The sequence below is a fragment of the Haloarcula taiwanensis genome (assembly GCA_002844335.1).
GTDB lineage: Archaea > Halobacteriota > Halobacteria > Halobacteriales > Haloarculaceae > Haloarcula > Haloarcula taiwanensis.
Map to the genome: position 1 here is coordinate 256,921 of CP019155.1, position 14,926 is coordinate 271,846.

Consider the following 14,926-nt stretch of genomic DNA (forward strand, 5'->3'; position numbering starts at 1 on the left):
GCCACACCTTCCACAGACCGTGTGTGTGGCCAATCTATTTATCCATATTCGGAGAATTCAGCATGTCTCATGAGCGCCAATCAGGTCTTCGAGAGAGGCGACCGTGTCGGTCTCTACTTACAGGACAAACACTCGCTAGAAGAGAACGTGGAACTCGTGCAGTACGCAGAAGAGCAGGGCATCGACGAGATCTGGCAAGCAGAATCGCGACTCGCACGCGACGCCGTGTCCCCACTCGGGGCGTACGCTGCGGTCACCGACGACATCAAACTCGGGACCGGTGTCATCAACAACTGGACGCGCAACACGGCGCTGATAGCGCAGTCGATGAGCACGCTGGAGGAACTCGCCGGCCCGGACCGCATCATGTGCGGTATCGGGGCCTGGTGGGATCCGCTGGCCGAGAAGGTCGGCATCGACCGCAGCGGCGCACTGCGGGCGATGCGGGAATGCGTCGAGGTGACGCAAGACCTGCTCGACATGGAGAACGTCACCTACGACGGCGAGTTCGTCCAGATGCGCGACGTGGAACTGGACGTCGTTCACGGCGACGACGGGCCACGCACCGTGCCCGTCTACGTCGGCGGGACCGGGTTCAAGATGCTGGAACTCACCGGTCACTTCGCTGACGGCGCGCTGTTGAACTACCTCGTCAGCCCCGAGTACAACGAGAAGGCCCTCGACGCCCTAGAGACCGGTGCCGAGCGCGGCGGCCGGACGCTGGAGGACATCGACCGGCCACAGCTGGTCGTCTGCTCGATGGACCACGACGAGGAGACGGCCCTGGACAACGCCCGCGAACTCATCACGCAGTACCTCGGGCAACAGCCCCACATCATGAAAGCGAGCGGCGTCAGCCAGGACCTCATCGACGAGGTGGGCGAGACCATCGGCGGGTGGCCGGCCGACCACGAAGACATCCAGGAGGGGATGCACCTCATCCCGGACGACGTGGTCCACAAGCTCACCGCCAGCGGGACGCCCGAACAGTGCCGCGAGAAGGTCCGCGAGTACGCCGAGACCGGCTGTCAGTGTCCGATTCTCTACCCGCTTGGCGACGACCGGCGGCTGCTGATAGACGAGTTCGCCGACGGCTACCTGTAGGCTCAGTCGTCGACCGGCGGCGCGCCGGTCCCCGGGTCAGCCTGACTCGGCTCCAGCCCGGCGGTGTACTCGGTCGGCCCCGTCCCGACGCTCCCACCCGGGAACACGATGTTGAGAACGAGGGCAGCCATCCCGCCGGTGACGAGCGCGGACCCGAACAGCGTCTGGACCTCCGACGGGAAGTTCTGGAGGATTTCGGGGCGGAACGCGACCCCAAGGCCCAGCGCCATCGACATTGCGAGGATAGTCGAGTTACGATGGTCGAGTTCGACATTTTGGGTGATGAGGCGCGCTCCCGAGGAGAATATCATCGCAAACAGAATAAGTGCGCCGCCGCCCAGCACTGCGTCAGGCATCGCCGAAACGACCGCGCCGACCTTCGGGACAAACCCGAGTGCCAGGAGCACAACGCCCCCGATGCCGGCGACGTAGCGGCTTGCGACGCCGGTGAAATTCACCAGGCCGACGTTCTGCGAGAACGACGTGTTCGGGAGTGCGTTGAACACTGCGCCGAAAACGCTCATCACGCCGTCGGCGACGAGGCCGCCCCGGATTTCCTCACGGGTGGCGTCCCGCCCGGTAGCCGACACCGTCCCCGAGATGTCGCCGATTGTCTCCATGCCGGTGATGATGTAGAGGAACGCCACGGTGACGACGGCGCTTGGCTCGAAGGCGAGTCCGTACTTGAGCGGGACCGGGACCGTCACCCACCCGGCGGCGGCGACGGCCGAGAGGTCGACCACGCCCAGCGCGAGCGCAACAGCGTACCCAACGATGATGCCCACGAACACGCTGATGACGCGGAGAAACCCCTCGAAGAACTGGTTTAGCCCGACCGTGACAATCAGAACGAGCCCCGCCAGGCCGAGGTTCACGAAGGAACCGTATCCCTCAGCTGACGGGCCGGCCGACGCGCCCGCGGCGTAGTTCATTCCCGTGGGGATAAGCGTCAGTCCAATGAGCATCACGACGATGCCGGTGACCAGCGGCGGGAAAAACCGCCTGAACCGGTCGAACGAAACGCCCATGATGATTTCGACCGGCGCAGCAAGCAGCGACGCGCCGAAGACGGCGGCGAGACCGAACTGGTTCCCAATGCCGATGAGCGGGCCGAGAAACGCGAAACTGGTTCCCATGACCACCGGAAGCCGCGCGCCGACGGGGCCGACCGGGTACGCCTGAACAATAGTTGCGATGCCGGCGACGATAAGCGCCATCTGGACGAGAAACGTCGTCTCCCCTGTAACGGAGCCGACGGCCCCGGCGAGGATGAGCGGGGGCGCGACGTTGCCCAGAAACATCGCAAGCACGTGCTGGATGCCGAGCGGGATTGCCTTCCCTAACGGCGGTTTATCCTCGATATCGTACAGTACGACTGACTGCCGTTCTCCCTCCGGACCGCTCATAGGACGCCATCCAGCCGCCTGTCTTTTCAATCCACCTACTAGAATCCTTATACCAATATATGTGTTTAACTTTACCCGGGATACCTATTCGTATGTCTCGCGAACAGGTGATATTTGTCGCATATGCGACCTGCTTCAGTTTCGAACTGCAACTGCTTGGCTTGCCAGTGTGTCGAGTCTGATTGTAAAACGACAGCGTGCTGGTCAGTGTTGGGGCAACCGTCGATAGCGTCAGTCGTCGGCCGCGGCTTCATCGGCCGTGCCGTACAGGCCTTCGACCTCCGCGATTTCGGGGTCGATTCGGTCTACTCCACCGGTCGCCTTCTCGGCGCTTTTCGTGTCCTTCAGGCCGAAACCAGTGGACACTACGACGACGGTTTCATCCTGTTCGATGATACCCCGGTCGAGTGCCGTCTGGACGCCGGCAATTGGCGCTGCTCCCGCCGGCTCGGAATAGATCCCTTCGGTGCTGCCAAGTAACGTTTCGGCCTCTAGAATCTCCTCATCGGAGACCAGCACGCTCGTTCCGCCGCTCTGTTCCAGCGCGCGGCAGGCTTTGATGGTGTTCCGCGGCCGTCCGACCGCGATTGAATCGGCCAGCGTTTCGGCGATTTCGTCGATGTTCCCGTGATCGTGGAAGGCGTCGTGGATGGCTGACGCCCCCTCAGCCTGGACGCCAAGCATCTTCGGATGGTCGTCGACGTAGCCGAGGTCGTAGAACTCCTTGAACCCCTTCCAGGCTCCGGCTATCGTGCAGCCGTCTCCCATCGAGAACACGACCCAGTCCGGGACGTGCCCGCGAGCGACGGACTGGTCGGCGAGTTCGTGGCCGACGGTGCGCTTGCCCTCGACCTGAAACGGATTGATCGCCGCATTGCGGTTGTACCAGCCGTACTTCTCGGTGACCTCGACGCTGAGGTCGTAGGCTTCGTCGTAGCTGCCGTTGACAGCGAGTACGTCCGCACCGTAGACGAGCGGCTGTGCGAGCTTTCCTGTCGGAGCGTCACCGGGAACGAAAATACGGCAGTCCATCCCCCCGCGGGCGGCGTAGCCCGACAGCGACGCGGCGGCGTTCCCGGTCGAGGCACAGGTGATGATGTCCCGACCGGCGTGTTTGGCTTTCGTGACAGCGATAGCGCTGGCACGGTCCTTGAAGCAGCCGGTTGGATTCCGCCCGTCGTCTTTGACAAGCGTCTCGACGCCTAGCGCGTCGCTGAGGTTCGGCGCGTCGAAGAGGTCTGTCCCGCCCTCGTTGAGCGTCACGATATCGGCGTCCGCTGCGACTGGCAGGAAGGCCTCGTATTTCCACTGGCTCGGTATCGGTCCGCCGAGGTCACCGTCGAACGCGTCGTCAATCGCATCGTAGTCGTACGTTACTTCAAGTATCCCCTTCACGCCCTCGTGTTCGGGACAGGTGTAGATGATCTGGTTCGGGTCGTACTCCGCCCCACAGAGTGTACACTCGAGGGTTGTGACTTGCGTCATGCCCATACCACATCCTGAGTACAACCGGGCATAAAACCGTACTGTGGCTCCAACTCGATTGTGAGGCGAATCGCCTCTGTCGTGACTGGCACACCATCACACATAGCTCACACACCACACATCAATGCGTGACTCGCTTGTCATATCAGACGATGATACCACTGTTACAGCGGGCGGTCCAGGAACTGCCCACGACCCGCCGTTGAGTGGACCTTGTGATCCGTTGCGACAACCTCACCGCCGGCAATGACTGTGTCCACACGCGCGTTCCAGTGCTGTCCTTCGTATGGCGTCCAGTCTCCCACGAACGTTTGGTCGTCGGCAGTGACCTCGTACTCTTCAGTCCGAATGAGTACCACGTCCGCATCTGTTCCGGCCTGTAGCGAGCCTTTTTTCGGATAGATCCCAGCGCTCCGGGCCGGTGCCGCACACACGAGTTCGCGGAGCCGCGGCCAAGATATCCGGCCTTCGTGGACGCCGCCGCTGACGAGGAACTCGACCATCGTCTCGACGCCCGGGAGCCCGGCGTAGGGCTCCCAGATATCCTCCCAGCCGGCTTCGCGCGTCTCGCGGTAGGTCGGGAAGTGATCCGTGCCGATGATGTCGATTGTCCCGTCCTGTACTGCATCCCAGAGCCGCTCCCGCTGGGTGTCGGATTTGAGGCTGGGATTGACCTTCAGGAACGGTCCCCTGTCGGCAACGTCATCTTTCGAGAAGGCTAGATACTGTGGACAGGTTTCGAGCGTAACTGGAACGTTGGCTCGTGATTTGAAGCGCCCGGCTTCGCGCGCACCGCTCCCACTTGAGATGTGGACGACGTGTAGCGGACAGTCGGCGTATTCTGCGAAATAGCCCGCCCGAGAGATCGCGTCAAGTTCGGCCTCCAGCGGTCGTGAGTCCATGTACACGTCGGGTTCGTCGCCGTCGATAGTCGACCGTGCGTCGTCGAGCAGTCCTTGCGTCTCGCAGTGAACACGAACTGTTCCCCCGGCATCGCCGACACGCCGCATGAGCCGGGCGATGGTTTCGTCGTCAGCCAGATACGGGTCAGCGGTAAATGTCTTGAAATCTGCTGTTCCGGCGTCCATGATGCCGGTCACGTCGATTTCAGGGTCTTGCACGTTGCCCGCAACGAGGCCGAAATCGACGTGGGCCAGCGCGGAGCACGTCTCTGCTTTCTCCTGCAGTGCATCTGGGGTTGTGATCGGGGTCTGTGTCGGTAACTCGATGACCGTCGTCACTCCACCGGCGACCGCACTCGCGGTCTGTGACGCGAAGTCGATCCCGTCCGGAAACAGCTCGTCGTCGTGCATATGCGTGTGTACGTCGATAGCGCCCGGAAGCGCGACCATGCCGTCAGCGTCGATGACAGCATCCGGGTCACTGGGGGCTGGGACCGACGACACGGGACCGGCAGCGTCTATCGTCCCGTCGGATATCGTGATTTCACCGCTCCGGACGCCCGACGCCGTTACCACCTGTGCATCTTTGATGTGAATGTCTGTCATGCTGTAACAGCCCGGGCGAATGACGAAAACAGTTGGTGTGTGAGACGCCACATCCGTCGCACACGCTTGTTGTGCTACGGTGGCTGCTAAGGCTGTTCTGGGGCGGAGTAGCTTTTAGTCGATTGACGGTTACCGCCAACCTGTGATACTGAACGCAGGGACGCTCATCACCATGGACGATGCGCGCACGGTCCGGTCGGAGGCACACGTCGTTGTCGAGGACGGTGACATCGTCGCTATCGAGGACGGCTACGCGTCGGGGGCCGACGTGATCGACGCCACTGACGAAGTCGTCATCCCGGGACTGGTGAACTGCCATACTCATATGTACGCGCTCCCGATTCGCGGCGCGCCCCTCGCTGCGTCACCTGAGAGCTTTTACGAAGCGCTTGTCGACATCTGGTGGAACGTCGACGAGGCGTTTACCGAACGTGGCGCTCGCCTGTCCGCACTGGGTTCCTGCGCCGAAATGCTGCAGAGCGGCGTCACTACCTTCTGTGACAACTACTCTGGGCCGAACACGCTGCCGGGCGGTCTCGATGCCGTTGCCGAGGGGGTGTCACAGACGCCGATCCGCGGGATGATTTCCTTCGAGACGACAGCCCGTAGCTCCGAGGCCCAGGCCAGAGACGGAATCGCGGAGAATACGCGATTCATCGACGAAGCGGAAGACCGGTACGACTCCGTGTCTGGCCACTACTGCCTCCACACGCTGTTCACCAACACCGAAGACATCGTGAGAGAGTGTGTCGACAGGGCCACCGACGACGACCGCCCTATCCAGATACATCTCGAAGAGGGGCTGGTCGACGTTCACGAATCTATTGCCGACTACGGCAAACGACCGGTACCAGCGTTAGAAGACATGGGCTTTTTTGACGCCGAAGTCATCGCCGCCCACTGCGTCCATTCTACCGAGTCCGAAATCGAAATCCTCGCAGAAAACGACGTGAGCGTCGCTCACAACCCCTATTCTAACATCAACAACGCTGTCGGTATCGCCGATGTCGAAACGATGCAAGCCCACGAGCTGACAATCGGACTCGGTGACGACGGGTGGGATCCGGATATGTTCGAGACCATGCGTTCGGCCGTCGGCATACACAAACTCAAGCAGCGCAACCCGAGCGGCTTCGACATGGCGACCGCGCTCGAATGGGCGACAATCGGCAGTGCGGCGGTGCTGGGGATGGACGACGCTGTCGGCAGTATCGAGGTCGGCAAATGCGGTGATTTCGTCACGCTGGATCTGGGTCCGAACCCTGTGTTGGACGAAAGTGCTCCCTACTACGTTGTCAGCGCCGCAAGCCGTGGGGATGTGACCCGGACGATTATCGACGGGGTACCTGTGTACGACCAGAACTCAGGCGTCGCTGGTGTCGACGATTCGGACATGACCGCCGTCGGCGATGCGAGTGCCGAACTCTGGGAACGGTTATAACCACGTTGTCGGACCGGTGTAGTTCACATCTGTTGTCATTTGACCCAATTCAATAACACCCTAAGTGTGTAAATTTAGTCCGCTGATCCCTCCTGAAGGACCCTCTCCGACAGCGCACATATTTACACCCTGAGGGTGTATATCAATGGTTGGGATTCTGATTCCACCGCCAATGTGCACATTCTGTACACACGGGATTTCCACTCTAGCGTAGATGAGGGGCCAAATTTGTCTACCCAGTATATTGTAGCAAATGTTTCTGGTTCCCATATGTAATAGTGGGGCTGTGTGCGTGAGTGGCATATGGTAGTTAGTGACGCCTTTGAGACTTTCACGCAGGTACTCGAATGCCTCGACTCGTCTGACACTGAGGTCAAGTCGGTCTCAGTGAAGGGTCAGACGACCGCGGATAACGATGAAATCAGCGCCGACCTGACGCTCGCAACGCCGGTATTCGGTGGACTCTCGATTCACGATGACGTATCCGTTGACGCGGAGGAGTTCGATGTAACTGATAAACGGATTGAGATTGACGTGACTGTTACCGTCCCCGTCGGAACCGACATACCGGTTCCATCAGAGGGGGAGAATGACACGTCCAACGAACTGGCGGACACCCTCTCGCAGTCGGACTCCGTGCCAGCATACAAAGACCCCGAGGCACTCCGGGCGGCCTACGACGCCTGCGATACGTTCCCGGAGATGACCGAGGCGCTTGACGCCGATGTGACCTCCGAAACGGTCCGTCGGTACATGGTAGAGTACGATATCCATGACCCGACTGACACGACGCCACAGGCAGGCGGACTCACCCTCGCAGACGTGCAAGATGATTCCGATACCGATTCTGATCCGTCTGGTGGCTCAGACCCTTCTGACGACAGGCCGAGCGACACCAGTCAAGCCGAAAGTTCGGACGGACTGGGAGCCAGATCTGTCGCTGAGTTGCTCGCTGAGGCGGACTCGCAGGACAGCGACGACAATCTCGTCGCCGATGGACTCGGTATCTCTCGGGACGTCACCGTGGCTGAGCTCGCACAGACCGTTACACAGGCCACTTCGCTGGACGAGGTAACCCAGCGTCTTGAGTTGAGCCAGACGCACGCACGGAGGTTACTGTCGGAGCTTGATCTCCTTGACCTCGTCACTCATCGGCTCGCTGCCAATCAGATCCGTGTCTCGAACGCCGAAATCAAGCGCCGTATCACTGCCACCAGTCAGTAACGACCCTCTCGGTGGTCGCTCGGAGGATTAACCTTCATTATAAAAGGAAAATGTTTTTGCAGTCTGGTCTGGATGTGTGATAAATGGCAACTATCCGCGTACGCGACTGGACGAAAGAACAGATAGAGAAAATACGTGATACAGAGTCGCACTCCTCGCATGACTCGGTTATCAAGTCGCTACTGAAAGACCGGAAGCTGGCCAAGTACGCGGACGATGCCGCAGAGCCCGTTCCGGAGTCGCAATCCGAGACCCGGATGACAGACCCCGACACTACCTTCGATGATCTGACCGTGCTCGGCGAACTCTCCGGTGCGGACAACGGGGTCTTGTTTCTCTGGTGTCCCAGTTGCGGGAACGAACTGGCGCACTTGACTGCTGATAACCCGCTCGGCCTGTCCGTGTTCGAGATCGAATGCCAGCGCTGTCTCACCCATCTTGACAGACACGCCATCGTTGCCATCGAGATCGGCTATCCGATTGAGCAGAAACTGGTCGAAGACTGTCTGCAAGACGACCTCAAGGAATGCGTCGTCGACTACTGGGACCGGACACTTGAATCGGCCACTGTCGGTGCGCTTGACGACGATCTCGACCCGGCACATCTCGTCTGGCAGTTCGACCAGTATCTTCGGCAGTTTTCGTGGGAATGGCCGGCGGATGTCCCTGTTGTCGGCTTTGCCACGGGCGAAACCTACCGCAACTCCGTCACCGGCGAGCATCTCGAAGTCATCGAACCAGTCTCGGAGAACCGGAATGCGATGGATTCGTTCAAGATACGGCGGTACGCCGGTGACCCAGAAACCCACGCCGGTGAAACAGAAATTCTCGACAGCACCACTGTCGTCGACCACATTGTTAGTCGCCGATTGCTGATGGAAGCGCGTGCTGATTCGGCTTCACTGCCCGAGTCGTCCGAACCGACAACGTGACTGACGCCGTCCTTGTATAGGTGTTTTTCTCCATCCGTCAATTCTTGCTGGCCTGATAAATACAAATCTGTTCAGAATAGGCTGACTAGTGCCAGAACAAGCGGCAAATCAGTAGACACTATTATAACGATAGCATCGGCTATTGAAAAATCAAACTATAGCTGAGGCGTTGCGAGGTTTCGTCATACTCAGGGGGAAGACGATGTGTCTTAGTTTGTTTCGGCTGTTGGTCGGGAACACCGCAGGCACACGACGCTCTCTGCGACCCAGTTCACATCTGTTGAGTCACAGTGCGGACAGCGGTGGTGGTCAGTGTCGTACTCCGTGGTTCCACGAGGAGTGGCGAGGAAGCCGTCGTTGATCACCTGCTCGACGAGAGTCGAGAACCGTTGGCGCTTGACGATGGCTCGCTGTGCGAGGAAGCTGCCGGCGTCGTCTGGGTCCGCGCCGTGGAGGTCTTCCCAGGGAATAGCGATCTCGCCGTTAGCCGGGCCACGAGCGACATGCTGGATGAGGGTCGCAGCGGCCTCGAACAGGGGCGTCGTCCCCCACGCCTGCGGATTGTCGACAGCACTTCCGGCGTCGTTGTATGCCGCCTCAGCCTCGCGGTATGCCGTCTCGACCCCGTCGAGGCCCCCGACCGCCCGGAAGTCCGCGACGAATTCCTTGAGACAGGCGTGCTGAACCGGATGTTCGAGCCCGTTGGTCACATCCTTGGCCACGGCGACGCCCTCGACGCCGCGACGTGTGGCGCGCGTATCCTGTCCGGCGACGCGGTAACAGACCGCGCTCGTCGCGAGGTACTGAAGCCCGTCACCGACCCACCCCTTCTCGTCGGCCGCGAACGGCTCGATACCGTCCCGCGGGTCCGCAAGAACACGCCAGCCTGCCCGCGTGTATTCGTCGCCGGCACGCCGGTACTCGCGGTCAGCGATGGCGGCGACTGCCGCCGCCCGGTGTCCCGCATCCTGTGTGCGCATGCGCTGTTTACGACGGACGGCCTTAGAGGCTTTTGCACCCAATAAATCGGTACCGCTGTCGGCCCGAACCGTCAGACAGAATACGGGTCCGTCCACTCAATAGTACATGGAGTCGGTACCTCTTGTCACGGCGCTTACGGTGTCACTCCGGTTTGGTATCGGCGTGGCTGCTGGTGTCGTCGCGACGGTTGTGATGGACCTAGTGATGGCCAGACTGCCGGAAGGCGAAACGCCGCCGTTCATTGCCTCCGGTGTATTGACCGATAGCGCCCCGCAGAACGCCCCCGAGCGGCTCGCGAGCGTGGTCCACTATATTGCTGGCTGGCTCACTGGCCCGCTGTTCGTCTGGGTCCTTTTCACCACTGAAGGGTTGCTGGGCGGGCCGTCGATAGTCGTAGCGGTCCTCGCTGCCGCCGTCCTCTACACGCTGATGGTCGGCTTTTTTGTCTTCGCCGTCCTCCCACGCTCCCGGCTGCCGTCGGCCCGGGTCCCAGACATCAGACGCGACTGGGCGATCTCGGCGGCCGGATACCTACTCGTCCTTGTGCCGCTTGTCGCGCTCGGGTTTCGCCTCGTCTGACCCGTGTGACCGCGGCACCGCTTGACTGCACTGCCACGGGCTTCACGGCCGCTCTCACTCACCGAGCGAAAGCGTGCCGTCCGGTCCCACTTCACCGACTTCGCCGGTGTGATACCAGTTGTCTCGGAGCGTCTGCGCGCCGGTCTGGTCGTCGTGGAGGAAGCCGCCGAGGACGGTCGGGCCGCGGACCAGTAGCTCTCTGTTTTCGGAGACGGCGATTTCAACGCCCGGCATCGGGTCCCCAATCGACCCTTCGACGTAGGAGTCTGCCGGGTTCAGTGCCCCCACACCGGTTGTGCCGACGGAGCCGTAGAGCTCGCATATCGGAACCCCCAGCCCCCGGAAGAAGTACAGCAGATGGTCGTCCAGCCGGCCGGTCCCGGAGAGTGCGTAAGTGAGGTTCGATAACCCCGCGTCTTGTCGGAGCGGCTTGTAGACGAGGCGATTGGCGGCTCTGTATTTCAGCGGCGTCCCCTGTCCTTCGACGACTCCTTCTCCGTAGGACGCTACTCGACCGCCGACCTTCCGTTTCATCCAGCCCATATCGCCGAGACGGTCCTGAATCGTTCCGTAGAGCTGCTGGTACATCTTCGGGACACCGACGAGCACATCTGGCGCAACAGCCGCGAGCTGGTCGACGAACTCATCGGTCCCGAGGTAGGCGACGGCGCTCCCGGTCGCCCAGAGGTAGTACGTCGCGACGCGTTGATAGATGTGTGCCAGTGGGAGCGAACACGTTCCGGTCGCTCCGGGGCCTGTGGGAAGCGCCTCTCGGAGGCTCTCTGCGGCCGCCAGTAGATTTCGGTGTGTCAGCGCGCAACCGGCCTTCTCCGCAGGGGATGCCACGTCGAACGCAACTGTCGCAACCTCGTCACCGTCCGTCTGTAGGCCGGGAAGCACTCTCGCCTCAGCTGTCGGGAGGTCCTCGAAAGCAAGCACGGTTTCGACGGCCAGTGCGAGGTCTTCGGTCACGTCTCCCGCTGCCACAAGTCCGGTTGCGCCAGTCCGTTCGATAATCTGGGCTGCCCGGTCGTCGCTCGCAGACGGGTAGAGCGCGACCGGGACCAGTCCAGCGAAGTGAGAGGCCAGGTCCAGAACGGACCACTCGTACTGGGACTGTGCTCTGATTGCCAGCCGGTCCCCCGGACGCAGTTCCGTCGAGAGGAGTCCGCCAGCGACTGCTTTCGCCTGCTCGGCCAGCTCATCGAAACTCCGTTCAACGAACTCGCCGTCATCTCGGACGAGCGCCGCGGTCCGATCCCCGTGCTCCGAAACGACATCTTCGAACCAGGCCGCTACTGACCCGTCCGGGACCGAAAGCGAGCCCCCGTCGTAGATGTCGCTGTCGAGGCGCACCCCGTCGGCTTCGCTCTGCCGGTCAACTGGGACCGGGTCTTCCGATGCCGTGCGGTCCTGATATAGCTGCCCGGGTTCGTACTCGTAGTCATCGCTGACCTCGTTCTGGAAGTAGTCCGCGTAGTTCTGGTCTTCGTCGCCGGCGGCGATGTGCGCATCCAGCCAGTCTCGGGCGACTGTCAGGACCTCCATCGTGACGTACTCCCCGTTTTCGTGTTTCTCGCGGAGTTCTCGCACTTTGTCGGCGAACTCCTCGTGCATTTCACGGTGGTTGTAGAAACAGTCGCTGCAGTCCATGGCGTAGCCACAGTTCTGCATGAACTCCTCTTCGTCACCGAAATGGTACTCGGTGTAGCGTTCCAGTTCCCGGAGAATGTCACCGACCTCCTCCTCCGAGTGGCCTTCGTTCATTGCAGTGTGGAGGTCGTTCAGTAGCCCGAACAGGCGCTTGTGCTGTTCGTCGAACCGCTCGATATTGGTGCTGTACCGTTCTTCGTCCCACTCGGCGAACGCCCCCGTCGAGTCTGTGCCCATACCTGTTCTGTTACCCATTATTTGAAAAGTAACTCTCACGTTCCCACCGAGTGAAAATGCGGTCTAATTCCCAAGTAGTTGCCAGATAACGTTGTATTCGGGATGCAAGAACTAAGTGACGACGCGGTCGTTGATGTCCTCACCGACAACGGAATCGGCGTGCTGGCACTGTCCAGTCCAACTGGGGGGGCCCCGTATCCGGTCCCGGTGGCGTTCGGATACGATCCAGCGACGGATAGCTTGGCGTTTCATCTGTCAGAGAGCGACGATAGCCAGAAACACCAGCATCTGACTGCAGACGCCACCGTCGGGTTCACCGTGTACGAGGAAACCGAACCTAAATCGGTGTGGCGGAGCGTCGTGGTCACGGGTGAACTGGTGGAGGCGACGTACGACGAGGTAGAGCCGGCCCTTGCCTCGCTGGCCAGCAACACACAGTTCGCCCCGAACCCAGTTAGCTGGGACGATACAGCCACGACGACGCCGTATGAACTTCGAATCGATGACTGGCACGGCCGTGAATTCCGCGTCGGGTGAAACCGGTGTTGAGAGCCACGGACACTCCCGGGAACAGACTCCTCTCCCAGGGGAGAAGCCGCCGCTTTTCGCCCGCGCTGTGTTCTCAGTCTATGGGAAACAGCGCACGTAATTATGCCATAAGATTCGTATCTACAAACAGAGGTGTCCCAGATGCTTTCACTAACAACTGCACTACTCCAGCACGGACCGATGGGGCCCCACGGTGGGGGAATGGGTATGGGCATGACCCCGGGCGGTTGGTGGCTGCTGTTCGCAGCATTTATCATCGCTGCTATCGCGGTCGGTGCTCTGCTGTACGTACAGCTTCAGGGGGAGGCGACCGTCGAGCCGGATTCACTGGAAACGCTCAAACAACAGTACGCATCGGGTGAGATTGACGAGGCGGAGCTTGAAACACGGGCTGACCGATTGCTCCAGTACGAGTCATAGCCCGTCACCGGCAGTTCTACCCGCTCCCAGTCTGGATAGAGTGTCACCTGTATCACAGTAAGGATGGTCCTTGCTTGCGTCCATCGACTGTCCGGCACGCACTTCGTGGTGCATTTATTCCGCAACGGTGAACGGTAGGTATGGACCCGGACGACGTTCGCAACGACTGGGCCTCCCGTTCCGGGAAGTTCTCGCCGGAGTACTACGCTGAACTCGGACCGAACGAGGTGAGTGAGACGCTGGTCAATGTACTCGACCACTACGTCCACGACGACGCCCGAATCATCGAACTGGGCTGTGGCTCGGGTCGCCACTTGGCGCATCTGCAGACCAACGGATACGGGAATCTCACCGGCATCGACATCAACGACGAATCCTTCGACGTGATGGCTGAGCACTACCCTCGGCTCGCGGATTCGGGGACGTTCCATACCGGTGCCCTCGAAGACATCGTCACCGAGTTCGAGGCCGACGCCTTCGATGTCGTCTACTCGGTCGAAACCCTCCAGCACATCCACCCCGATGACGCATGGGTGTTTGAAGAGATCGCCCGTATCGCCGGGGACCTCCTCATCATCGCCGAAAACGAGGGGAACAGCCCCGAGCGTGGACGCGAAGACACTGCGGTGAGCTACGTCGACGACGAGTTCCCGCTGTATCACCGCAACTGGAAGCAGGTGTTTTCGGAACTCGGGTTCGCGCAGCTAATCCGCGAACCCACGTCCCGGGACACCATTCGCGTGTTCCGTGCCCCGTAGCTCTTTTCGTATCTGTCACTTCTCGGTGGTGCCGTCATCGAATACCCATCCACCGATAACTTCACAATCGATAACCAGGCAGCAGCTATTTGTGTCACGGTATCATGCATCAAGTTGGATCGCTATGCAACTGTGCCAAAACTGTCAGGCGGCTATCGACGAGTACCTCTTGGACAAACAACTCGAACCCCTGCGAGACCTCACAGTCGACGACTTCAATCTCTGTTCTGACTGCGTGACTGTCGTCGCAGACGCCTGTGTGGAGTGCGACGGCGCGGTGTACGTTCCCAGGTCCAAATCCGCGGTTCCTGACTGCTGTCCCGCGTGTCGGTCCGAGTACATCGACAAGACCGGGACCGACCCGGGCTGGCATTTCGACACGATGTCAAGCTGACCCCTGCCTGCGTCGGACTGCTGACGTGGGCATCATCCTCGTTTTGCTGTTGCTGACAGTATACTGAACGGTTGTCCGGTGACCGAATGAGAGCTCTGTGTTCCGGAGCCGAGAAGAACGATACGTCTCGGTACAAGTGGCCGCAATAGTACTGCGGACACACACTGTTTTCGGGAATTTCTGAACAACGGGGAGGGCCGTAGAGGCCGTGTGTGTGCGTCACAGTGGCGATAGAAGCTTCATACTCCTCCAGCA

The 14,926-nt window shown here is 60.5% G+C and carries 14 protein-coding genes; 9 read left to right on the forward strand and 5 right to left on the reverse strand.

Features of this window, described 5'->3' with window-relative positions:
* Positions 1–69: 69 nt before the first annotated feature.
* Positions 70–1,104: a monooxygenase gene (locus tag BVU17_16315; GenBank protein ID AUG49143.1), complete on the forward strand. Its 1,035-nt coding sequence runs from the start codon at positions 70–72 to the stop codon at positions 1,102–1,104.
* Between the two features lie 2 nt (positions 1,105–1,106).
* Here the strand turns inward: BVU17_16315 and BVU17_16320 are convergent, their stop codons facing one another.
* The 3 genes from BVU17_16320 to BVU17_16330 form a co-directional block, all read right to left on the reverse strand.
* Positions 1,107–2,510 carry a uracil permease gene (locus tag BVU17_16320; GenBank protein AUG49144.1) on the reverse strand — a complete coding sequence of 468 codons (1,404 nt, stop codon included), beginning with the start codon at positions 2,508–2,510 and terminating at the stop codon, positions 1,107–1,109.
* A 231-nt stretch (positions 2,511–2,741) separates the two neighbouring features.
* On the reverse strand, positions 2,742–4,001 hold the full coding sequence (locus BVU17_16325) for a threonine synthase (protein ID AUG49145.1): 1,260 nt from the start codon (positions 3,999–4,001) through the stop codon (positions 2,742–2,744).
* A 158-nt stretch (positions 4,002–4,159) separates the two neighbouring features.
* The gene (locus BVU17_16330) at positions 4,160–5,503 is read right to left on the reverse strand and encodes a dihydroorotase (GenBank protein ID AUG49146.1); all 1,344 of its coding nucleotides are present in this window, start codon (positions 5,501–5,503) and stop codon (positions 4,160–4,162) included.
* Between the two features lie 142 nt (positions 5,504–5,645).
* On the opposite strand from BVU17_16330, the gene BVU17_16335 reads away from it, so the two are divergent.
* The 3 genes from BVU17_16335 to BVU17_16345 all read left to right on the forward strand — a co-directional run bounded on the left by BVU17_16335 (position 5,646) and on the right by BVU17_16345 (position 9,100).
* Positions 5,646–6,944, forward strand: a complete 1,299-nt coding sequence (locus tag BVU17_16335) for an N-ethylammeline chlorohydrolase (protein ID AUG49147.1) — start codon at positions 5,646–5,648, stop codon at positions 6,942–6,944.
* Between the two features lie 303 nt (positions 6,945–7,247).
* Positions 7,248–8,168 (forward strand): hypothetical protein, encoded by a 921-nt coding sequence (locus BVU17_16340; GenBank protein ID AUG49148.1) that lies wholly within the window; start codon positions 7,248–7,250, stop codon positions 8,166–8,168.
* Between the two features lie 83 nt (positions 8,169–8,251).
* A complete protein-coding gene (locus tag BVU17_16345; GenBank protein AUG49149.1) occupies positions 8,252–9,100 on the forward strand; it encodes a hypothetical protein in 849 nt (282 codons plus the stop codon).
* Between the two features lie 209 nt (positions 9,101–9,309).
* On the opposite strand, the gene BVU17_16350 is transcribed toward BVU17_16345, so the two are convergent.
* Complete coding sequence (locus BVU17_16350) at positions 9,310–10,080, reverse strand: hypothetical protein (protein AUG49150.1); 771 nt, start codon at positions 10,078–10,080, stop codon at positions 9,310–9,312.
* Between the two features lie 106 nt (positions 10,081–10,186).
* On the opposite strand from BVU17_16350, the gene BVU17_16355 reads away from it, so the two are divergent.
* Positions 10,187–10,660, forward strand: coding sequence for a hypothetical protein (locus BVU17_16355; protein AUG49151.1), 474 nt, complete (start codon positions 10,187–10,189; stop codon positions 10,658–10,660).
* A gap of 54 nt (positions 10,661–10,714) precedes the next feature.
* Here the strand turns inward: BVU17_16355 and BVU17_16360 are convergent, their stop codons facing one another.
* Positions 10,715–12,550 (reverse strand): long-chain fatty acid--CoA ligase, encoded by a 1,836-nt coding sequence (locus BVU17_16360; GenBank protein AUG49152.1) that lies wholly within the window; start codon positions 12,548–12,550, stop codon positions 10,715–10,717.
* A gap of 102 nt (positions 12,551–12,652) precedes the next feature.
* On the opposite strand from BVU17_16360, the gene BVU17_16365 reads away from it, so the two are divergent.
* From BVU17_16365 to BVU17_16380, 4 genes are all read left to right on the forward strand, one after another.
* Entirely contained in the window at positions 12,653–13,087 is a 435-nt protein-coding gene (locus tag BVU17_16365) for a pyridoxamine 5'-phosphate oxidase (protein ID AUG49153.1), read from the forward strand.
* A 219-nt stretch (positions 13,088–13,306) separates the two neighbouring features.
* A complete protein-coding gene (locus BVU17_16370; GenBank protein ID AUG49154.1) occupies positions 13,307–13,519 on the forward strand; it encodes a hypothetical protein in 213 nt (70 codons plus the stop codon).
* 140 nt (positions 13,520–13,659) lie between these two features.
* Positions 13,660–14,277 (forward strand): SAM-dependent methyltransferase, encoded by a 618-nt coding sequence (locus tag BVU17_16375; GenBank protein ID AUG49155.1) that lies wholly within the window; start codon positions 13,660–13,662, stop codon positions 14,275–14,277.
* A gap of 124 nt (positions 14,278–14,401) precedes the next feature.
* Entirely contained in the window at positions 14,402–14,671 is a 270-nt protein-coding gene (locus BVU17_16380; GenBank protein AUG49156.1) for a hypothetical protein, read from the forward strand.
* Positions 14,672–14,926: the final 255 nt, after the last annotated feature.

What these genes read in the sequence shown, in the direction of transcription:
- BVU17_16315 (AUG49143.1), top strand. Translation starts at nt 70, where the DNA reads ATGAGCGCCAATCAGGTCTTCGAGAGAGGCGACCGTGTCGGTCTCTAC.
- BVU17_16320 (AUG49144.1), bottom strand. Translation starts at nt 2,510, where the DNA reads ATGAGCGGTCCGGAGGGAGAACGGCAGTCAGTCGTACTGTACGATATC.
- BVU17_16325 (AUG49145.1), bottom strand. Translation starts at nt 4,001, where the DNA reads ATGGGCATGACGCAAGTCACAACCCTCGAGTGTACACTCTGTGGGGCG.
- BVU17_16330 (AUG49146.1), bottom strand. Translation starts at nt 5,503, where the DNA reads ATGACAGACATTCACATCAAAGATGCACAGGTGGTAACGGCGTCGGGC.
- BVU17_16340 (AUG49148.1), top strand. Translation starts at nt 7,248, where the DNA reads ATGGTAGTTAGTGACGCCTTTGAGACTTTCACGCAGGTACTCGAATGC.
- BVU17_16345 (AUG49149.1), top strand. Translation starts at nt 8,252, where the DNA reads ATGGCAACTATCCGCGTACGCGACTGGACGAAAGAACAGATAGAGAAA.
- BVU17_16350 (AUG49150.1), bottom strand. Translation starts at nt 10,080, where the DNA reads ATGCGCACACAGGATGCGGGACACCGGGCGGCGGCAGTCGCCGCCATC.
- BVU17_16355 (AUG49151.1), top strand. Translation starts at nt 10,187, where the DNA reads ATGGAGTCGGTACCTCTTGTCACGGCGCTTACGGTGTCACTCCGGTTT.
- BVU17_16360 (AUG49152.1), bottom strand. Translation starts at nt 12,550, where the DNA reads ATGGGCACAGACTCGACGGGGGCGTTCGCCGAGTGGGACGAAGAACGG.
- BVU17_16365 (AUG49153.1), top strand. Translation starts at nt 12,653, where the DNA reads ATGCAAGAACTAAGTGACGACGCGGTCGTTGATGTCCTCACCGACAAC.
- BVU17_16370 (AUG49154.1), top strand. Translation starts at nt 13,307, where the DNA reads ATGGGCATGACCCCGGGCGGTTGGTGGCTGCTGTTCGCAGCATTTATC.
- BVU17_16375 (AUG49155.1), top strand. Translation starts at nt 13,660, where the DNA reads ATGGACCCGGACGACGTTCGCAACGACTGGGCCTCCCGTTCCGGGAAG.
- BVU17_16380 (AUG49156.1), top strand. Translation starts at nt 14,402, where the DNA reads ATGCAACTGTGCCAAAACTGTCAGGCGGCTATCGACGAGTACCTCTTG.